Genomic DNA, 19,369 nt, shown 5'->3' on the forward strand with positions numbered 1-19,369 from the left:
GAAAAGCGGGGGGCTGCTACGCAGCCCAGCGGGAGCAAGCTCCCTCGCCACAGGGGAACGTCGGAGGCCAGGAACCATGCATAACCCCTGCGCCGTCATCCCCGTCTACAACCACGAAACCGCCATCACGGCGGTGGTCCAGGCGTTGCTCGCCCATGGCCTGCCCTGCGTACTGGTGGACGACGCCAGCAGCCCGTCCTGTGCGGCGGTGCTGGAACGCCTGGCCGAGGATGAGCGGGTGCATCTGGTCAGGCTGGCGGTCAACCAGGGCAAGGGCGGCGCCGTCATGACCGGGCTGCGGGAAGCATCACGCCTGGGCTTCACCCACGCCTTGCAGGTGGATGCCGACGGGCAGCACGACCTCGGCGACGTGAACACCTTCATCGAACAGTCCCGCGCCTACCCCGACGCCCTGATCTGCGGTTACCCGCACTACGATGCCAGCGTGCCGAAAGGCCGGCTGTACGCACGCTACCTGACCCACGTGATGGTCTGGATCAACAGCCTGTCCCTGCAAATCCGCGACTCCATGTGCGGCTTCCGGGTCTACCCGCTGCCCCCGACGCTGGCGCTGATCGGCTCGGCCAACATCGGCAAGCGCATGGATTTCGATTCGGACATCCTGGTGCGCCTGGCCTGGCGCAACCAACCGATGCGCTGGCTGCACACCCGGGTGCATTACCCCCAGGACGGTGTCTCGCACTTTCGCCTGTTCCACGACAACGTGCTGATCTCCAGCATGCACACCCGGTTGTTCTTCGGCATGCTGGTGCGCCTGCCGCTGATTCTCTGGCGACGGTGGCGGGCATGAGCCTCGACGCGGACAAACAACACTGGGCCGACCGCCAGGAGCGCGGCAGCTTCTGGCTGATGAAACTCACCGCGTTCGCCGCCAAGGTCCTGGGCCGGCGCCTGCTGACGCCGGTGCTCTACGGCATCGTGCTGTACTTCTTCATTTTCGGCCGCAGCGCTCGCCAGGCCGCCTGGCAATACCAGCAACGCCTGGCCGAATGGAGCGCGCGTCCCGAACTGCGTCCGACCCGCCGGCGGGTGTTCGGGCAGTTCATGGCGTTCGCCGACTCCCTGCTCGACAAGCTCGATGTCTGGAACGGCAAGCTGAGCATCGAGCAGATCGAGATCGTCGACACCGCGCTGCTGCGCAATCACCTGCGTGACGCCCGTGGGCAGATGCTGGTGGGCGCGCACCTGGGCAACCTGGAAATGTGCCGGGCCCTGGCCGAGCTGGGCGAGAAGGTCACCATGAACGTGCTGGTGCACACCAAGCACGCCGAGCAATTCAACCGCTTGCTGGGCGAAGCCGGCGCCACGCACCTGCGCCTGATCCAGGTCAGCGAGCTGGACCCGGCCGTGATGCTGCAACTGAGCGAGCGCCTGGAGCGCGGCGAGTGGCTGGCGATTGCCGGCGACCGCGTGCCCCTGCACGGCGGACGCAGCGTGACCGTGGACTTCATGGGCCACCCGGCCGCCTTTCCCCAGGGACCGTGGCTGATGGCCGGCCTGCTCAAATGCCCGGTCAACCTGCTGATGTGCCTCAAGCACGAGGGGCGCTACCGCGTCACCCTCGAGCCTTTTGCCGAAGCCGTGGTGTGGAAACGCAGCGAACGCGAGCAAGTGATCGCCCACTGGGCCGGCCGCTACGCCGAGCGCCTGGCGCAATTCTGCCTCCAGGGGCCCCAACAGTGGTTCAACTTTTACCCTTTCTGGAAGACCGATGACGATGCCCACTCTTGAGCCGGTAATCTTTGGCGAACGCCCCTTGCGCATCGAAGAGGTGCTGGCCCTGGCCAACCGTCAGGCGCCGACGCAGTTGCAGGACGACCCGGCATTCCGCCAGCGCATCGCCAAGGGCGCGCAGTTCCTCGACTCCCTGCTGGACAAGGAAGGCGTGATTTATGGCGTGACCACCGGCTACGGCGATTCCTGCGTAGTGGCGGTGCCGCTGCACCATGTCGAGGCCCTGCCGCGTCACCTCTACACGTTCCACGGCTGCGGCCTGGGCAAGCTGCTGGACGCCCAGGCCACCCGCGCGGTGCTGGCCGCACGCTTGCAGTCGCTGTGCCACGGTGTGTCCGGGGTGCGGATCGAATTGCTGGAGCGCCTCCAGGCCTTTCTCGAACACGACATCCTGCCGCTGATTCCGGAAGAGGGCTCGGTCGGTGCCAGCGGCGACCTCACGCCACTGTCCTACGTGGCAGCGACGCTCTCCGGCGAACGCGAGGTGATGTTCCGGGGCGAACGTCGGCAGGCCGCCGATGTGCACCGCGAACTGGGCTGGACCCCACTGGTGTTGCGCCCCAAGGAAGCCCTGGCGTTGATGAACGGCACCGCCGTGATGACCGGGCTGGCGTGCCTGGCTTTCGCCCGGGCCGATTACCTGTTGCAACTGGCCACCCGCATCACCGCGTTGAACGTCGTCGCCCTGCAAGGCAACCCGGAGCACTTCGACGAACGCCTGTTCGCCGCCAAGCCGCACCCGGGGCAGATGCAGGTCGCCGCGTGGCTGCGCCAGGACCTGGCGATCGACGCACCGACCGCGCCGCTACATCGCCTGCAAGACCGCTACTCCCTGCGCTGCGCGCCCCACGTGCTCGGCGTGCTGGCCGACAGTCTGAACTGGCTGCGCGCGTTCATCGAGACCGAACTCAACAGCGCCAACGACAACCCGATCATCGACGCCGAAGCCGAACGGGTGCTGCACGGCGGGCATTTCTACGGCGGTCACATTGCCTTCGCCATGGACAGCCTGAAGAACCTGGTGGCCAACGTCGCCGACCTGCTCGACCGGCAACTCGCCCTGCTGGTGGACGAGCGCTACAACCATGGCCTGCCGAGCAACCTGTCGGGCGCCAGCGCCGACCGGGCGATGCTCAACCATGGCTTCAAGGCTGTGCAGATCGGCACCAGCGCCTGGACCGCCGAAGCCTTGAAGAACACCCTGCCGGCCAGCGTGTTCTCGCGCTCCACCGAATGCCACAACCAGGACAAGGTGAGCATGGGCACCATCGCCGCCCGGGACGCGATCCGGGTACTGGAACTGACCGAACAGGTCGCCGCCGCCACGCTGCTGGCGGCCCACCAGGGCGTGTGGCTGCGCAGCCGTGCCGAAGACGCACGACCGCTGCCGCCGGCCCTGGCCGCCATGCACGCCGAACTGGCCGAGGATTTCGCCCCGGTGATCGAAGACCGTGCCCTGGAAGGCGAACTGCGCCTGTGCCTGCAACGCATCGCCGAGCAACACTGGAGGCTGCATGCGTAGTCAGGGTGTGTTGCACGTAGAGACACAGGTCGTCGTGCCGTTTTTCGACGTCGACTCGATGAACGTGGTCTGGCACGGCCATTATGTCAAATACCTGGAAGTGGCCCGCTGCGCCTTGCTCGACCAGATCGGCCACAACTACAACGACATGCTCGAATCCGGCCACGCGTGGCCGGTGATCGACCTGCAACTGCGCTACATGCGCAGCGCGGTGTTCGGCCAGACGCTGACCGTACGCGCCAGCCTGGTGGAATGGGAAAACCGTCTGAAGATCAATTACCTGATCAGCGACGCCAGCACCGGCGAACGCCTGACGCGGGCCAGTTCGGTGCAGGTGGCGGTGGAGATCGCCAGCCGTGAAATGCTGCTGGCCTCGCCGCGGGTCTTCGTCGAAGCCGTTGAAAGGATGCTGCCATGAAACGCCTGTGCACCTGGTTGTTGCTGTGCTGCCTGTCGCCTTTGGCCCAGGCGTTCGACCTGCAACAGTTGAGCGAGCAACTGGCCCGCCCGGAGGTGATCCACGGCCCGTTCATCCAGGAAAAACACCTGCGCGCCCTGCCCCAGCCGCTGATCAGCAAGGGCCGCTTCGTCCTGGCGAAAAACCACGGCCTGCTCTGGCTGCTGCAAACCCCGCTGCAACAGGACTACCGCATCACCGCCCAAGGCATCGCCCGACGAGACGGCAATGCCTGGCAAATGCTGCCAAACAAGAGCGCTGGCGCCGAACAGAACCGGCTGTTCCTGGCGGTCCTGCAGGGCGACAGCAGTGGCCTGCTACGGGATTTCGAACTGAGCCTGGCGGGCGAGCCGCAGCAATGGAAGCTCACCCTGACCCCGCGTTCGGTGTTGCTCAAGCAGGTGTTCAACCAGATCAACATCGAAGGCGGCGAACTGGTACAGCGCATCGAGCTGATGGAGACCCAGGGCGACCGCACGGTGCTGCGCATGCAGGACAGCGTCGCCACGCAACCCTTGAGCGAAGCGGAGCAACATGACTTTGCGAAGTGAACGCAGGCTTCCAAGGCTGTTCCTGATCCTGCTGCTGGCGGTGCTGGCGCTTGCCGGTTGGCAATGGCGCCACGGCGCGCCGCTGTCGGCCAACCTGATGGAACTGGTGCCGGGCGTTTCGCCCGATGCCTTGGAGCTCGTCGCCGAGCAACGCATGCAAGAACCGCTGAACCGCGAAGTGCTGGTGCTGGTCGGTCACGCTGACCGCCCGCACGCCATCGCCCTGGCGCAAGCGCTCGGCCAGCAGTGGCAGGCCAGCGGCCTGTTCGACAAGGTCCAGTGGACGTTACAGGCCGACCTGCCTGCGCTGCGCACACAGTTGCTGGACGGACGCCTGGCGATGCTGTCGACGGCGGACCGGCAGCAACTGATCGACCAACCCCAGGCGTTCATCCAGCAACGGGTGCAGGCGTTGTTCGACCCGTTCAGCGGCTTCAGCCTGGTGCCCAGCCAGGACGATTGGCTGGGCCTGACCGGCCGTATCCAGAACAGCCAACCCCAGCGCGGCGCCATCCAACTGGACGTGGGCAGCGGCGCGCTGGTCGCCGATGCCGACGGCAAAAGCTGGGTGATGCTGCGGGCCCGCACCCGCGGCAACGCCTTCGACATGAACCTGCCGTTGCAAGTGGCCGACCTGCTGCAACGCAGCCGCGATCAGGCGACCCAGGCCCAGGGCCAACTGCTGGCGGCCAGCGGCCTGCTGTATGCCGCCGCCGGCCAGCAACAGGCCTCCCGGGAAATCACCTGGGTCGGTGGTGGCGCCACGGTGGGCATCCTGTTGCTGCTGTTGCTCGCCTTCGGACGCCTGCGGGTGTGGCTGGCGTTCGTGCCGGTGCTGGTCGGCATGCTGTTCGGCACCGTGGCGTGCGTGGCGCTGTTCGGCCGCATGCACGTCATGACCCTGGTGCTGGGTTCCAGCTTGATCGGCGTGGCGGTCGACTACCCGCTGCACTACCTGTCCAAGAGCTGGAGCCTCAAGCCATGGCGCAGTTGGCCGGCCCTGCGCCTGACCCTGCCAGGGTTGAGCCTGAGCCTGATCACCACCTGCATCGGCTACCTGGCCCTGGCCTGGACACCGTTCCCGGCCCTGACCCAGATCGCCCTGTTTTCCGCCGCCGGGCTGCTCGGTGCCTACTTGAGCGCGGTGTGCCTGCTGCCCGCGCTGCTCAAGGGCGCCGACCTGCGCCCCGCCCAATGGCCGCTGCGGCTGTGCGAGTGCCTGCTCCAGGCCCGCGAAGCCTTGCTGGCGCGGGTAGCCACGCCCATTCTGCTGGGGCTGCTGCTGGTCTTTTGTGCCGGCGGCCTCTGGCACCTGTCGACGAAAAACGACATTCGCCAGTGGATCGGTACGCCCCAGCACCTCACTGACGAGGCCCGCGAGGTGGCGCGCATCACCGGGTTCCAACCCACCAGCCAGTTCTTCCTGATTCGCGCCGACAACCAGGCCCAGTTGCTGGAGCGCCAGACCGCCCTCAACGAACGGCTGGACCAGCTCGTCGGCCTGGAAAAACTCCAGGGCTACCTGTCGCTCAACCAACTGGTCAGCCCGCCGGCCGAACAGCAGAGAGTCCGCGAGGCCCTGGCCCGGCTGCCGGCGTTCTGGCAACCGTTGCTGGACCTCGGCGTGCCGGTCGCGGCACTGCAGGCGGAGCTGGCGCAATTGCAGGCGCTGCCAGTGCAAGACATCGACGCCGCGCTGACCGGACCGTTGGCCGAGCCGTACCGCACCCTCTGGCTCGGCCCGACCGCCCAGGGCGTGGCGGCCATGATCAGCCTGCAAGGCTTGAACGACGCCGCGCTGTTGCGGGTACAGGCCGTGGACCTGCCCGGCGTGCAACTGGTGGATCGCCTGGACGACCTGAATAGGGTCTTTGCCGCCACGCAGATCAGCGCCGCCGAGCTGAAACTGGCCTCCTGCGCGCTGATCGTGCTGGTACTGATCTGGCCCTTCGGCCTTGGCGCAGCCTTGCGCATCGTCGCCCTGCCGCTGTTGGCGGCGTTGTGCAGCCTGGCGAGCCTCGGCTGGCTGGGGCAGCCGCTGACCCTGTTCAGCCTGTTCGGCCTGTTGCTGGTGACGGCCATCGGCGTCGACTACGCGATCCTGATGCGCGAACAGATCGGTGGCGCCGCCGTGAGCCTGCTGGGCACCCTGCTGGCGGCGGTCACCACCTGGCTGTCGTTCGGGCTGCTGGCGCTGTCCAGCACCCCGGCGGTGAGCAACTTCGGCCTGGCGGTAAGCCTGGGGCTGGCCTTCAGCTTCATGCTCGCGCCATGGGCCGGGCACCGGGCCCACAATGCCGTCCTGGAGCCCGCGTCATGATGATCCTGCTGTTCTGGCTCATGGCCCTGGGTTTGTTTGCCGCCGCCACGCGCCTGGGCCGGCGGTTCGGGCTGATCCCGATCGTCAGCCAGTTGCTGCTGGCAAGCCTTGGCCTGCCGTTGCTGATGTATTTCTGGGTCGAGCCCGGCTGGCAACTCAGCGGCGCACAACTGGTGTCGCCGTTGTGGCTGAAGAACCTCTACAGCCTCGCGTTTGCCGTGTTGCTGGGGCACATCCTCAGCGACGTGATCGACCTGCGCCTGGACCGTCAGAGCGTGAAGATCGCCCTGCCGAGCTTCGCCGTGCCGTTTGCCTGCGGCCTGGCGACGGCGCTCTGGCTATTGCCAGCACAACCCTGGATCAGCTCCCTGGCCGTGGGCCTGCTGTTCGCAATTACCGCGATCCCCGTGCTGTACCTGTACCTGCGCCACATCGACTACCCGCCTGCCGCTACCCGGCGGCTGGTGCAAACGGCGATCCTCATCGACCTGGCCTGCTGGAGCCTGTTCGGCCTGGCCCAGGGTAGCCTGCACTTGGGCAGCCTGTTGCTGCCTCTGGCCGGTGCCTGCCTGCCGCTGGTGTTGCGCCTGCTGGGCTTGCGCCAGCCGTTGCTGCACAGCGGCCTGTTCTTCGCGCTGTTGGTGGTGGCTGAGCATTACCGGCTCAACGCGCTGATCGTCGGCATCGGCTACCTGCTGTGCATGGCCGCGCTCAAGGTGCCGCTGGTGCTGCCGCTCAACGCGGCCTGGATGCAGGGCTTGCAGACCTACCTGGCCATCCCGCTGATCCTTACGTTCGGCATCGTCCAGATCAACGTCCACAGCGTCCTCGACAGCCTCGGCGCCCTGCAACTGGCGGCGTTGCTGCTGTTGCCGATTGCCAGCAAACTGTTGGGCAACTGGCTGGGGCTGGGATGGGCCGGCGCGTCGTTCGCCGGTGCCAGTCGCTGGCGTGAAAGCGTCTTGCTGAATATCCGCGGCTTGAGTGAAATCGTGTTCCTCAACCTGCTCTTGCAACAACAGCTCATCAGCCCGGCGTTGTACTTCACGCTGATGCTGATGGGGCTGATCGCGACATTGCTGCCGGCCGTCGCCGGCTTCCACCGTCTACCCTTGATTGCCGCCCCGGCCAGGAGCCCCCGTGCCAACAGTTGAAATGGAACGTCGACAGGTCGTCATCATCGGCGCAGGCCCTTCCGGCGCCATCGCCAGCGCCTTGCTCAAGCGCAAGGGCCACGACGTGCTGGTCATCGAGCGCCAGCATTTCCCACGCTTCTCCATTGGCGAGAGCCTGCTGTCCCACTGCCTGGATTTCGTCGAGGAAGCCGGCATGCTCGAGGCGGTCAATGCCGCCGGGTTCCAGCGCAAGAATGGCGCGGCATTCGCCTGGGGCGAGCGCTACAGCGCCTTCGATTTCGGTGACACGTTCAGCGCCGGCAAACCCACGACCTTCCAGGTGCAACGCGCCGACTTCGACAAGTTGCTGGCCGACCAGGCCGCGCTGCAAGGCGTGGAGATCCGCTATGGCCAAGCCATCACCCAGGCCGATTTCAGCCTCGACCGGCCACAACTGGCGGTGCAGCGCGAAGACGGCAGCGAGTACCGGGTGCAGGCCGATTTCGTCCTCGATGCCAGTGGCTACGGTCGGGTCCTGCCACGTCTGCTGGACCTGGAAGCGCCGTCGAACTTCCCGGTGCGCCAAGCGGTGTTCACTCACATCGAGGATCGCATCGACGCGCCGACGTTCGACCGGGAAAAAATCCTGATCACCACCCACCCCACCCAGCGCGACGTGTGGTTCTGGACCATTCCGTTCAGCGACGGACGCTGCTCGGTGGGCGTGGTGGCGGCCGCGGAGCATTTCGCCGGCCGCACCGACGACCTCGATGCCTGCCTGCGCGGTTTCATCGACGAAACCCCGAGCCTGGCCGGCGTGTTGCGCAACGCGGTGTGGGACACCCCGGCGCGGACCATCGGCGGTTACTCGGCCAATGTCAAAGCCCTGCATGGCCCGGGCTTCGCCCTGCTGGGCAACGCGGCGGAGTTCCTCGACCCGGTGTTTTCCTCAGGGGTGACCATCGCCATGCGTTCGGCGAGCATGGCCGCCGACGTGCTGCATCGCCAGTTGCAAGGCGAAACCGTGGACTGGCAAGGCGAATTCGCCGAGCCCCTCAAGCGCGGCGTCGACACCTTCCGCTGCTATGTCGAGGGCTGGTACGCCGGCACCTTCCAGGACGTGATTTTCTACACCGAAGGCTCGGCCGACATTCGCCGCATGATCAGCTCGATCCTGGCCGGCTACGCCTGGGATGAGCGCAACCCGTTCGTCAGCGAGCCCAAGCGCCGCCTGCGCATGCTCTCGGACATCTGCGCGAGCCCGACACCATGAACTACCTGAGCGACAACTACGTAGAAGAGACCCGCTTCGGGTTCTGGTTCCTGCGCAGCCACACCTGGCAACACCACGTGCTGCGGGTGGCGATCAATGACCTGCGCGGCCTGTTCAACAGTCCGCTGCCAACCGCCCCGGTGCTGTTGGACGCCGGCTGCGGCCAGGGCAAGTCGTTCCAGTACCTGCGCCAGGCGTTCGCACCGCAGCGCCTGATCGGCGTCGACGCCGACCCCCACAGCCTAGCACTGAGTGCCGAGGAAGCCGCGCGCCAGGGCATGGCCGTGGAGCTGATCGGCAGCGACTGCGCGCAACTGGCGGTGCCGGATGCCAGCGTCGACCTGCTGTTCTGCCACCAGACCTTCCACCACCTGGTGGAACAGGAAAAGGCCCTCGCCGAGTTCCATCGGGTGCTCAAGCCCGGCGGCTACCTGATGTTCGCCGAATCCACCGAAGCCTACATCGACACCTGGGTGATCCGCTGGTTGTTCCGGCACCCCATGCACGTGCAGAAAAGCGCCGCGCAATACCTGGACATGATCCGCCACCAGGGTTTCCAGTTCGAGCCAGCCAACGTCTCCTACCCGTACCTGTGGTGGAGTCGCGCCAAGGACTTCGGCCTGCTGGAGCGCTTTGGCCTGCGCCGCCCCAAGCCGTTCGGCGAACGTGAGGAAACCCTAGTCAACGTGGTAGCCCGCAAGCCGCTCGAAGGGGCCGGCGAATGATCCGCACCGCCTTTCGCAACGCCCTGCTGGTCGGCTGCCTGCTGTTGCTCGGCGCCTGCGCCAGCCGTGTGCCGCTGCCCGAGCAGACGCCAACCCTGGCCCTCCCGATGCAATTGCACATCGAACGGCAACTGGCCGGGCAACGCCTGGACTGGTTGCTGGTGATCCAGCGCGAAAGCACCGGCATTCGATGGTCGATGATGGACCCGCTGGGCATTCCGGTGGCCCGTCAGCGCCTGGTCGATGGCGCGTGGCAAGCCGACGGCCTGCTGCCGCCCAACGCCGAGGCCCGCGAGCTGTTCGCCGCCCTGTTGTTCGCCCTGACGCCTGCCGCCGAGTTGGCCGGCAACTACCCGAGCGCCCGGCAGCAGGGAGCGCAACGCAGCCTCGACCCTCGCTGGCAGGTGCGCTACCAGCAGCCGCAGGCTTTTGACCTGAGCCTGCCCCAAGGCCTGCACTACCGCATCACACCGTTGACCGAGAACGCGCCATGACCGCCTATTTGAATGCCCTGGGCGTGATCTGCGCCCTGGGCCGCGACAAGCGCACCGTGGCGCGCAACCTGTTTGCCGGCGACTGCTCGGGCGTGCGCGTCGAAGCCGGCTGGGTCGCTGAACGGGCATTGCCGGTCGCCGCGGTGACGGGCGAGCTCGCGGCCATCCCCCCGGCACTGGCCGCGCAAAACAGCCGCAACAATCAGCTGCTGCTGGAAGCTGGCTTGCAGATCCGCCCTGACATCGACCGGGCCATCGAGGCCTACGGTCGCGCGCGCATCGGCATTGTGCTGGGCACCAGCACCTCGGGCATCGACGAAGCCAGCCAGGGCATCGCCCATTACCTGCGCGAGCAGCGCTTTCCAGAGGGCTACGACTACCAGCAACAGGAACTCAGCGCGCCGGCCAATTTCCTGTCCGACTGGCTCGACCTGGGCGGTCCGTCCTACGTGATTTCCACCGCTTGCACCTCCAGCGCTCGCGCCTTGATGAGCGCGCGCCGCCTGCTGGACCTGGGCCTGTGCGATGCGGTGATCTGCGGCGGGGTCGACAGCTTGTGCAAGCTGACCCTCAACGGCTTTTCGGCGCTCGAAGCGGTGTCGAGCGAGCGCTGCAATCCGTTTTCGGTGAACCGCAGCGGCATCAACATTGGCGAAGCGGCAGTGCTGTTCCTGATGAGCAGGACGCCCGGCGCTGGCCCCTCGATTGCCCTGCTGGGCGATGGCGCCAGTTCCGATGCCCACCATATTTCCGCCCCGGAGCCCAGCGGCCGCGGTGCCCGCCAGGCCATGGAAAAAGCCCTGCGCAGCGCCGGCCTCGACGCCGGCCAGATCGACTATCTGAACCTGCACGGCACCGCCACCCAACACAACGACGCCATGGAGAGCCAGGCCGTGGCCGGGCTGTTTCCGGCAGGCGTGCCCTGCTCGTCCACCAAGCCCCTGACCGGCCACACCCTCGGCGCCGCCGGGGCCCTGGAAGCGGCGTTCTGCTGGCTGGCCCTGAGCGCCGACAACACCGCCCAGGCCCTGCCACCGCACGTCTGGGACGGCCAGGCCGATCCCGAGCTGCCGGCGCTGGACCTGACCCAGGCCGACAGCCGCCTCAACCCGACTTTCCCGCGCCGCCTGATGAGCAACTCATTCGCCTTCGGTGGCAACAACGTCAGCCTGATTATCGGAGACGCCCCATGATTGACTGGCCGCTCGCCGAACTGCTGCCCCACGCCGGCGACATGATCCTGATCGACCGGGTCGTCGCCTTCGATGACGAGCAGATCCATACCCGTACCCTGGTCAAGCCTGGCGGCCTGTTCAGTCGCGACGACGGCGCCTTGCCGGCCTGGGTCGGCATCGAACTGATGGCCCAGAGCGTGGCCGCGTTTGCCGGCTGCCATGCGCGCCAGCGCGGCGATGCCGTGGCGCTGGGCTTCCTGCTCGGCACCCGCAAGTTCGAGTGCAACGTCGAGCACTTTCCAGTCGGCACCGAGTTGGCCATCCACGGTGTGCGCTCGCTGGAAGACGACAACGGCATGGGCGTGTTCGAATGCCATATCCATGCGCCCGGCATCCATGCCACCGCCCGCTTGAACGTGTTCCGCCCACCCCAGGCCGCCCATTACCTCAACGAACCGTCCGCAACAGGAAACCTGCCATGACTGAATCCGTACTGGTCACCGGCTCCAGCCGTGGCATCGGCCGCGCCATCGCCCTGCGCCTGGCCCAGGCCGGGCACGACATCGTGCTGCATTGCCGCAGCGGCCGCGCCGAGGCCGAAGCCGTCCAGGCCGACATCCAGGCACTGGGCCGCCAGGCGCGGGTGCTGCAATTCGACGTCAGCGACCGCGCCGCCTGCAAGGCCATCCTGGAGGCCGATGTCGAGGCCCACGGCGCCTACTACGGCGTGGTGCTCAACGCCGGGCTGACCCGCGACGGCGCCTTCCCGGCCCTGAGCGAAGACGACTGGGACACGGTGATGCGCACCAACCTCGACGGTTTCTACAATGTGCTGCACCCGGTGATGATGCCGATGATCCGTCGGCGCGCTGCCGGGCGGATCGTGTGCATGACCTCGGTATCGGGGCTGATCGGCAATCGCGGCCAGGTCAACTACAGCGCCTCCAAGGCCGGCTTGATCGGCGCGGCCAAGGCGTTGGCAATCGAACTGGCCAAGCGCAAGATCACCGTCAATTGCGTCGCGCCCGGGCTGATCGACACGGCCATGCTCGATGAAAACGTACCCGTGGAAGAACTGATGAAGATGATCCCCGCCCAGCGCATGGGCACCCCGGAAGAAGTGGCTGGCGCGGTGAATTTCCTGATGTCCGCCGAAGCCGGCTACATCACCCGGCAGGTCCTGGCCGTCAACGGAGGCTTGTGCTGATGAAGCGCGTCGTTGTCACCGGCATGGCCGGCATCACCTCCGTGGGCAGCGATTGGGAAACCATCGCCGCCAACTTCGCCGCCAACCGCAGCGGCATCCGGCACATGGAAGAGTGGGACCGCTTCACCGAACTGAACACCCGCCTGGCCGGGCCGATCGACGACTTCCAGGTCCCGGCCCACTGGACGCGCAAGCAACTGCGCAGCATGGGCCGGGTTTCACGCCTGGCGGTGGCCGCGGCGGAACAGGCCCTGGCCGATGCGGGCCTGTTGGGCGACGAGTCGATCAAGGACGGGCGCATGGGCGTGTCCTGCGGCTCGTCCACCGGCAGCACCGACGAGATCAAGGCGTTTGGCAACATGCTGCTCAACAGCGTGGCCGAAGGCCTGAATGCCAACTCCTACGTGCGGATGATGCCCCACACCACGGCGGCCAACATCAGCATTTTCTTCGGCCTGACCGGGCGCCTGATCCCCACGTCCAGTGCCTGCACCAGTGGCAGCCATGGCATCGGCTATGCCTATGAGGCGATCAAGTTCGGACGCCTGCCACTGATGCTCGCCGGCGGCGCCGAAGAACTGTGCCCGACCGAAGCGATGGTCTTCGACGCGCTCTACGCCACCAGCCTGAAAAACGACGCGCCGCAAACCAGCCCGCGCCCCTACGACAAGGGCCGCGATGGTTTGGTGATCGGCGAAGGCGCCGGCATGCTGGTGCTCGAAGAACTGGAGCACGCCTTGGCCCGGGGCGCGCGGATCCACGCCGAGATCGTCGGCTTCGGCAGCAACGCCGACGGCCAGCACGCCACCCGTCCCGAACTGAGCACCATGCGCCGGGCCATGGAACTGGCCCTGGAAGACGCGGGCCTGGCGCCTGCTGCCATCGGCTACGTCAACGGTCACGGCACCGCGACCGAACAGGGCGACATCGCCGAAACCCTGGCCACCAGCAGCCTGTTTGGCGAACGCATGCCCATCAGCTCGCAGAAAAGCTTCCTCGGCCACACCCTGGGCGCCTGCGGCGCGCTGGAATCGTGGTTCAGCATCGAAATGCTCAACCGCGACCTCTACGTACACACCTTCAACCTCGACGAGGTTGATCCCGAATGCGGCAAGCTTGATTATCTGCGCGACGCGTTCCGGCCGATGAGCCATGAATACGTGATGAACAACAACTTCGCCTTTGGCGGGGTCAATACTTCGCTGATTTTCCGCCGCTGGCGCTGAATCGGATTCAACTTCCCGTTACCCCCGTCAAGGAGACCATGATGTCGCTGAAGAAAATCGCCGTTACCGCCGCCCTGTTGCTCAGCACCCTGCCGGCCATCAGCCAGGCCCGTGATACCGCGTTGTTCCTGCCGTTCGACAAGGTTGTCGCCGAAGCCATCCGCACCGGCAAGATCGACGGCAGCGTGAAGTTCTACCTGGCGGGTAACAAGCCGGCCGGCAACGTCACCGTGATCAGCCCCGGTGCCGTGACCAACAAGAAGACCAACGCCTTCAACAAGTCCGACGAAGTGGCGTGCGAATGGGTCCTGCAATCGGCCCTGATCAGCCTGCACCAGGCGGCCAAGAACGCTGGCGCCAACGCCGTGACCAACATCGTCAGCTTCTACAAGAGCAACGAACGCAAGGACCCGACCACCTACGAATGCCACGCCGGCGCAATCATGGCCGGGGTCGCGCTGAAAGGAGACCTGGCAAAAGTCCAGTAAGCCCTGCGTTGATCACTCCCACGCTCCGCGTGGGAATGATCAGCCCTTGCTAGCTTGCCTGGCGCCGCGCCGGGCGGTATCTATCTACCGCCCGGCGCTCTCCGCGCTTCAATAGGTTGTTCTTCCGAACACTTTCCCAGGAAGAACAACATGCTGGACACCACCCCCTCGCGGGCCGATAGCCCGACAGACCCGAGCGCCCCGCTGATAAACCTGCTGGAGGCCTCGCAGCAGCGGATGATTCGCCTGAACGGCGCCATGCCACGTTCCTCGACAGTGCTGGCCCGGCACCTGAATGACGGGCTGCGCCGCGTCCTCCCCGACCTGTCCGACCACCTCACCGCCCAGGACCTGTTCGTCTGCCGGCAGCAGGACGGGATCAAGACCACGGTCCGCCTCGATACGCTGTTCGAGCGGGCGATCGCCGGGCGCTTGGATACGCGCGCATTCTTCGACGAAGCCAGCGACATCGAACTCGTCATCGATCAGCATCACACCCGGCCCACCTCCCAAGCCCTGGCCAACCTCAAGCACCTGATCAGCCTACCCCCGGCGTCGTGCATTCAACTGCTGACCCAGGCCTTGGACGACTTCTGGGCCAGCTCCGCCGATTTCAGCCAGGGCCTGAGCATCAGCCAATGGCTGGCCACCGAGCTGGCCCTGCAACTCAGGGCCCAGGCAGACCTGCACCAGCTGGACGCAACACTGCGCCCCTCGATGCACAAGGCGTTGACGGAGCGCACGCTGCCGGCACCGGACGCAGCGTCGCGGGCACGGATGCCGGAACACCAACGTCCCGGCGTCCACAGTCTGAGCGTGATCCCGTCCGGGTGGGCGGTCAGCGTGCCGGTGCCCATGGCCGTGGTGCTGACCCAACATGCAGACCCCAACGAGTCGGGCGGCGCGCTGCTGTACCGTCCCGGCGAGCCGCTGCACATCCACGACGACCTGGCGGCGCTCAAGGCCAGCCTGAAGGAAGACGGCAACCCCGGAGACGAGATCGAAATGGCCCCCATCACCGAAAATTTCCTGGCCCGCCTGGTCAGCGAACTGCGGACGGAGCAAAAGAGCGCCGTCGCCAGCGTGTTCCTCGGCGGCCCGGAACAAACACAGGAGATCGGCACCTGGTTGGGCAGGCTGGACGCCGCCGCGCAACTGGGCAATCGGCTGGACCTGGCCGCGGCCATGGACGAACGCGAATTGCGGCTGGGGCTGAACAAGCTCGACGACTGGTTGCACGGCAACCCTCACGTCACCGGCGGCGATCGCCTGGCGTGGTGGGAAGCGACCCAAGCCGTGCAAACCACCCTGGCGGACAAACCGCCCGCGCCAGACCCGGTGGCACTGGCCACTCCGGATGCCCTTCGCGCCCGCACCCGCGCCCTGCTGGCCGGTTTCATTCGCGAGAAATACTCGCCGGTCGACCCCGACGACGTGTCGCTGAGCATCCGCAAAGAGGTGATCGACCCCCACGCCCCGACCGGCGGCTCACCGTTTGGGTCCGGAGTATCCCAAGGCAGTGTCAGGGGCGTCGTCGATGATCGTCGCTCCTTGACGCAATGGGCAATGTCCAACCTGACGCTGGAAGAACGCAATGCGCCTCACACCACCGTGGATGGGCCGCTGAGCTTCGCGCAGATTGTCGAGGTCATCGAAAGGGCCAATGTGGGCGCCCGCCTGCCGACCGAAGTGCAAGTGGCCGCCTGGCAGAGCCAAGCGCCCTGGATGGCCCTGAAAGCGCAGCAGATGCGCGCACAGGTGTGGGCGGCACACATTTCCGGCGACCTGCGGCATGACCGCGACAATACCGGGCTCAAATTGGTGCTGGCGGCGCTGGACAGCCCCACGGCGAAAGGCCGTGGCAAGGTCGGCGGGCATGAGGCGGTGGTTCGTCAACTGCAGTGGGGCGACAGCGTCTTGAAAGACGTGCTGGCGTTCGGGGTCAAGTCACTCGCCAGTCGCCCTTCGCTGACGCTCTACACACCGGGCGCTCCCGACGGCAAGGTGTTCAGGGACGTCGACGCGGCGAGCAGCCGGACGCTGGAAGCGAGCGTGGTGCAGACCCTCACCGCCACACCGCAGATGACCCGCTGGCTGATTGCGCAGTTGCCGTTACTGGAACAGGCCGAGCAGCTTGCCAGCCTGGTGCCGCTGTCGGAAAACCTGACGTTCGAGCAAAAAATCAAGACCGTCACGCGCTCTGTCTTCGCCTGGACGAAGGACCGGGCACAGAATGACTTCGCGAAGAAAATCGCCGCCCCCACGGTGGAGGCCGACCTGTTCAAGGTGCTGCACGAAACGCAGATCACCCACGCGATCAAGACCACGCAGATGCTGACGGTGAGCAATGCCGAGCGCGACAGCGCGTTTGCACAGCAAGGGCGTCGGAACGCCGTCATGCTGCTGACCGGCGCCATGTCGATGTTCCCGGTGGGACGGCTCGGCGGTCTGTTGGGTCGCGCGATCCTGCCAACCATGGTGGGCGGTGCCGCGGTGTCGGCCATCGATGACGAAGGCGGTAGCGTTCACCAATGGACCACTGACTTTATCGCGGGGCTGGGCGAGGTCATCGCCGAAGCCGGCCAGGACCTGATCATGGCCCGCGCCGGGCGCCGTCGGCAGGCACGCCCGACGCTGTCGTCCCTGCCGCGGCTACCGGATCCGGAGCTGGAACCCTTCCGCCTCAACGGCTTCGACGGGCACGGGTTGATTGCCGAGGGGCGCCACCGGTACAGGGGCGCTGATGGCCAGGGCTACCTGATGCTGGGGGATGGCTATTACAAAACGGCGGTCCAGGCCGGCGAACGGATCATCTATGCGCCGGACAACCGCTCGAATCAGCGAACGGTCGTTTGGGAAAATGACCGCTGGCGCGTGGTGGAGCGCGATCGGCTCAGGGGCGGCGGCCCGTTCCTGAGCCTGTTCGGGCGTCCGCCGGAAACACCGCAGCAGCGTACATGCGCCGCCTTGGTGGAGGCCGTACTGGTGATGAATCGCTACCCCACCCGTGAAGCCGTCAGCACCGCAAAGGCCATTTTCGACTCGATGCCCGAAGCGCTGGCCGAACGCATACTCCGCGAGAGCATGGCGGACGTCGGTGTCGCCGACATCAACGCTTACCGTACCCAGATAACCGACTGGACCCGCAGCCAGGGTGATCTGGCCAAACGCAGGGCCAGCCTGCGGGACCTGCTGGACAAGATGAACACCTGGAGCATCGTCGTGCTCAGTTGCGAGAGCATCGAGACCAACGTCTCCAGCGTTACCCTGAGCGAAGCCCAGAAAATAAAAATCTACGACACGATAATGACGCACAAGAATATCTTCTTCACCGAAGACCGGATCCAGGTCCATACAACGGTCATCACCGACAACATCACCGGCGCCATCTTCATGACGTTCACCTCCAAAGGCGGAAAGAAGAAAGCGGCCATGGACAAGATCGCGAACGACACCCGGGAGATGCTGAATGCCGTGGAAGCCAGGCTGGAGGCCCACGTGCAGGCGCGATTGCCCGGCAATAATCCAGAAGCACAGTCGGCCCGGGACAGCTACACGAACTCGGCGCAATACTACAACGAGCTGATCACCGCCCTGCGCGAAGAAAAGCAGCGTAGGCACAAGCCCGGGCTGCTGACCGAGATCCGCAACAATCGAGTGCCCTACATCATCGCCAACAAAGGCCAGGCACAACGCGACGTCACACTGCTCACCGGGGAAGACATCACCAACTTCAGCCGAACACTGGCCAACTACGAACCCTTCGACATCGAACTCGTGACCCAGGCCCGAAGCCACAAAGTGGAAGGCACAACGTCCGCCGAGCCCTCCACGGCCTTGCCCGCCCCGTCGCCGGCACCGGACAAGTTCACCGTCACCAACAGCCCATTGGCTGAAGCCCAGATGGCGTACGCCACCTTCTCGCAGGCCGCTCAAACCAGGGTGAACGTCATCACGGAAGATATTCGTGCGGGACGGATCACTACCAAGAAGATCAACCGCTACTACTGGTACACCATGGCCCAACTGACCCCGGGCGGCGGCAAGGGCGCCTGGCGCGCCGCGTTTGAACGCAAGGGCGATACCTGGACACTCCAGGGGTTCTACGACTACCACGTCAACGGACCTGCGACGGTCTGGGAAGGTTGACCCCTGCAAGCGTGCCCCCGCAAAAAAGTCCTTTTGGTCAGGGCTTTCGTCGCGGGGGCCTCGCTTCAAACAGCATCGCCTGCAGAGGAGGACTCAAATACAGAATATGGAGTGGGTATTTTCAGAAACTTCCTACAGGACGATTTTGACCCTCCGAGCTAGGGTCATTTCTTCAACCCTATCGGGACAAGCCGATGAACGAACTCACCTCCAAAGCCGTCATTGTCTTCAGCGGCGGCCAAGATTCGACCACCTGTCTCATTCATGCGTTACCGCGATACGAACAAATCCATTGCATAACGTTTGATTACGGCCAGCGCCATCGCGCTGAGATCGAAGTGGCTCGCCAGCTTTGCAAGAAACTACGCGTCACCGCACACAAAATCTTGGATACCTCGTTGCTCAACGACCTGGCCATCAGCAGCCTGACCCGCGACCACATCCCCATCCCGCCAGCAAACAGTGCCCCTCACGGCCTACCCACCACCTTCGTTCCCGGCCGAAACATTCTGTTTTTGACACTGGCGTCCATCTACGCTTATCAGGTAGGCGCCCAGGCCGTCATCACAGGTGTCTGCGAAACGGATTTCTCCGGCTACCCAGACTGCCGTGACGGGTTCATCAAGGCTATGAACAGGGCCGTTGAGCTGGGCATGGACTATAAACTGCGCATCGAAACACCCCTGATGTGGCTGACCAAGGCAGAAACCTGGGCGCTGGCCGATTATCACAACCAGCTGGAACTGGTCCATCAAGAAACACTGACCTGCTACAACGGGATCAAGGGACACGGATGCGGCAGTTGCGACGCCTGTAGCCTTCGCGCGAACGGCCGGGAGCAGTTCTTGAAGAACGGAGAAAAGGTGATGGACAGTTTGAAAAGCAAGCTAGCGTTGTAGTGAGTGCCGAGTA

17 protein-coding genes are annotated in these 19,369 nt (G+C 65.4%); all 17 read left to right on the plus strand.

Annotation, left to right across the window (positions count from 1 at the left end; all coding sequences use genetic code 11):
• The first annotated feature begins 76 nt into the window (after window positions 1–76).
• The 17 genes from VM99_05780 (at window position 77) to VM99_05860 (ending at window position 19,356) form a co-directional block, all read left to right on the plus strand.
• Complete coding sequence (locus VM99_05780; GenBank protein AKJ97589.1) at window positions 77–811, plus strand: glycosyl transferase; 735 nt, start codon at window positions 77–79, stop codon at window positions 809–811.
• On the plus strand, window positions 808–1,752 hold the full coding sequence (locus VM99_05785) for a glycosyl transferase (protein AKJ97590.1): 945 nt from the start codon (window positions 808–810) through the stop codon (window positions 1,750–1,752). The genes VM99_05780 and VM99_05785 overlap by 4 nt, the downstream gene beginning before the upstream one ends.
• A complete protein-coding gene (locus tag VM99_05790; protein AKJ97591.1) occupies window positions 1,733–3,277 on the plus strand; it encodes a histidine ammonia-lyase in 1,545 nt (514 codons plus the stop codon). The genes VM99_05785 and VM99_05790 overlap by 20 nt, the downstream gene beginning before the upstream one ends.
• Window positions 3,270–3,695, plus strand: coding sequence for a thioesterase (locus VM99_05795; protein ID AKJ97592.1), 426 nt, complete (start codon window positions 3,270–3,272; stop codon window positions 3,693–3,695). Before VM99_05790 ends, VM99_05795 begins: the two co-directional genes overlap by 8 nt.
• On the plus strand, window positions 3,692–4,285 hold the full coding sequence (locus VM99_05800; protein AKJ97593.1) for a membrane protein: 594 nt from the start codon (window positions 3,692–3,694) through the stop codon (window positions 4,283–4,285). The genes VM99_05795 and VM99_05800 overlap by 4 nt, the downstream gene beginning before the upstream one ends.
• Window positions 4,269–6,605, plus strand: a complete 2,337-nt coding sequence (locus VM99_05805) for a membrane protein (GenBank protein AKJ97594.1) — start codon at window positions 4,269–4,271, stop codon at window positions 6,603–6,605. Before VM99_05800 ends, VM99_05805 begins: the two co-directional genes overlap by 17 nt.
• Window positions 6,602–7,759 (plus strand): sodium:proton antiporter, encoded by a 1,158-nt coding sequence (locus VM99_05810; GenBank protein AKJ97595.1) that lies wholly within the window; start codon window positions 6,602–6,604, stop codon window positions 7,757–7,759. Before VM99_05805 ends, VM99_05810 begins: the two co-directional genes overlap by 4 nt.
• Complete coding sequence (locus VM99_05815) at window positions 7,746–8,993, plus strand: FAD-dependent oxidoreductase (GenBank protein ID AKJ97596.1); 1,248 nt, start codon at window positions 7,746–7,748, stop codon at window positions 8,991–8,993. The genes VM99_05810 and VM99_05815 overlap by 14 nt, the downstream gene beginning before the upstream one ends.
• Window positions 8,990–9,718: a methyltransferase gene (locus tag VM99_05820; GenBank protein ID AKJ97597.1), complete on the plus strand. Its 729-nt coding sequence runs from the start codon at window positions 8,990–8,992 to the stop codon at window positions 9,716–9,718. Before VM99_05815 ends, VM99_05820 begins: the two co-directional genes overlap by 4 nt.
• Entirely contained in the window at window positions 9,715–10,212 is a 498-nt protein-coding gene (locus tag VM99_05825; GenBank protein ID AKJ97598.1) for a lipoprotein, read from the plus strand. Before VM99_05820 ends, VM99_05825 begins: the two co-directional genes overlap by 4 nt.
• Window positions 10,209–11,405 (plus strand): 3-oxoacyl-ACP synthase, encoded by a 1,197-nt coding sequence (locus VM99_05830; protein AKJ97599.1) that lies wholly within the window; start codon window positions 10,209–10,211, stop codon window positions 11,403–11,405. The genes VM99_05825 and VM99_05830 overlap by 4 nt, the downstream gene beginning before the upstream one ends.
• On the plus strand, window positions 11,402–11,869 hold the full coding sequence (locus VM99_05835; protein AKJ97600.1) for a 3-hydroxylacyl-ACP dehydratase: 468 nt from the start codon (window positions 11,402–11,404) through the stop codon (window positions 11,867–11,869). Before VM99_05830 ends, VM99_05835 begins: the two co-directional genes overlap by 4 nt.
• On the plus strand, window positions 11,866–12,594 hold the full coding sequence (gene fabG / locus VM99_05840) for a 3-ketoacyl-ACP reductase (protein ID AKJ97601.1): 729 nt from the start codon (window positions 11,866–11,868) through the stop codon (window positions 12,592–12,594). The genes VM99_05835 and fabG overlap by 4 nt, the downstream gene beginning before the upstream one ends.
• Window positions 12,594–13,820 carry a 3-oxoacyl-ACP synthase gene (locus tag VM99_05845; GenBank protein AKJ97602.1) on the plus strand — a complete coding sequence of 409 codons (1,227 nt, stop codon included), beginning with the start codon at window positions 12,594–12,596 and terminating at the stop codon, window positions 13,818–13,820. Before fabG ends, VM99_05845 begins: the two co-directional genes overlap by 1 nt.
• Window positions 13,821–13,861: 41 nt before the next feature.
• A complete protein-coding gene (locus tag VM99_05850) occupies window positions 13,862–14,308 on the plus strand; it encodes an excinuclease (GenBank protein AKJ97603.1) in 447 nt (148 codons plus the stop codon).
• A 150-nt stretch (window positions 14,309–14,458) separates the two neighbouring features.
• Window positions 14,459–18,457, plus strand: coding sequence for a hypothetical protein (locus VM99_05855; protein ID AKJ97604.1), 3,999 nt, complete (start codon window positions 14,459–14,461; stop codon window positions 18,455–18,457).
• Between the two features lie 194 nt (window positions 18,458–18,651).
• The gene (locus VM99_05860) at window positions 18,652–19,356 is read left to right on the plus strand and encodes a queuosine biosynthesis protein QueC (protein AKJ97605.1); all 705 of its coding nucleotides are present in this window, start codon (window positions 18,652–18,654) and stop codon (window positions 19,354–19,356) included.
• The last annotated feature ends 13 nt before the right edge of the window (window positions 19,357–19,369 follow it).

Source organism: Pseudomonas chlororaphis, from assembly GCA_001023535.1.
In the GTDB taxonomy this organism is placed as follows: domain Bacteria; phylum Pseudomonadota; class Gammaproteobacteria; order Pseudomonadales; family Pseudomonadaceae; genus Aquipseudomonas; species Aquipseudomonas chlororaphis_E.

Excerpts from the sequence above, each read along its gene's own strand:
- VM99_05780 (AKJ97589.1), top strand. The coding sequence starts at position 77 with ATGCATAACCCCTGCGCCGTCATCCCCGTCTACAACCACGAAACCGCC.
- VM99_05785 (AKJ97590.1), top strand. The coding sequence starts at position 808 with ATGAGCCTCGACGCGGACAAACAACACTGGGCCGACCGCCAGGAGCGC.
- VM99_05790 (AKJ97591.1), top strand. The coding sequence starts at position 1,733 with ATGACGATGCCCACTCTTGAGCCGGTAATCTTTGGCGAACGCCCCTTG.
- VM99_05795 (AKJ97592.1), top strand. The coding sequence starts at position 3,270 with ATGCGTAGTCAGGGTGTGTTGCACGTAGAGACACAGGTCGTCGTGCCG.
- VM99_05800 (AKJ97593.1), top strand. The coding sequence starts at position 3,692 with ATGAAACGCCTGTGCACCTGGTTGTTGCTGTGCTGCCTGTCGCCTTTG.
- VM99_05805 (AKJ97594.1), top strand. The coding sequence starts at position 4,269 with ATGACTTTGCGAAGTGAACGCAGGCTTCCAAGGCTGTTCCTGATCCTG.
- VM99_05810 (AKJ97595.1), top strand. The coding sequence starts at position 6,602 with ATGATGATCCTGCTGTTCTGGCTCATGGCCCTGGGTTTGTTTGCCGCC.
- VM99_05820 (AKJ97597.1), top strand. The coding sequence starts at position 8,990 with ATGAACTACCTGAGCGACAACTACGTAGAAGAGACCCGCTTCGGGTTC.
- VM99_05825 (AKJ97598.1), top strand. The coding sequence starts at position 9,715 with ATGATCCGCACCGCCTTTCGCAACGCCCTGCTGGTCGGCTGCCTGCTG.
- VM99_05830 (AKJ97599.1), top strand. The coding sequence starts at position 10,209 with ATGACCGCCTATTTGAATGCCCTGGGCGTGATCTGCGCCCTGGGCCGC.
- VM99_05835 (AKJ97600.1), top strand. The coding sequence starts at position 11,402 with ATGATTGACTGGCCGCTCGCCGAACTGCTGCCCCACGCCGGCGACATG.
- fabG (AKJ97601.1), top strand. The coding sequence starts at position 11,866 with ATGACTGAATCCGTACTGGTCACCGGCTCCAGCCGTGGCATCGGCCGC.
- VM99_05845 (AKJ97602.1), top strand. The coding sequence starts at position 12,594 with ATGAAGCGCGTCGTTGTCACCGGCATGGCCGGCATCACCTCCGTGGGC.
- VM99_05850 (AKJ97603.1), top strand. The coding sequence starts at position 13,862 with ATGTCGCTGAAGAAAATCGCCGTTACCGCCGCCCTGTTGCTCAGCACC.
- VM99_05855 (AKJ97604.1), top strand. The coding sequence starts at position 14,459 with ATGCTGGACACCACCCCCTCGCGGGCCGATAGCCCGACAGACCCGAGC.
- VM99_05860 (AKJ97605.1), top strand. The coding sequence starts at position 18,652 with ATGAACGAACTCACCTCCAAAGCCGTCATTGTCTTCAGCGGCGGCCAA.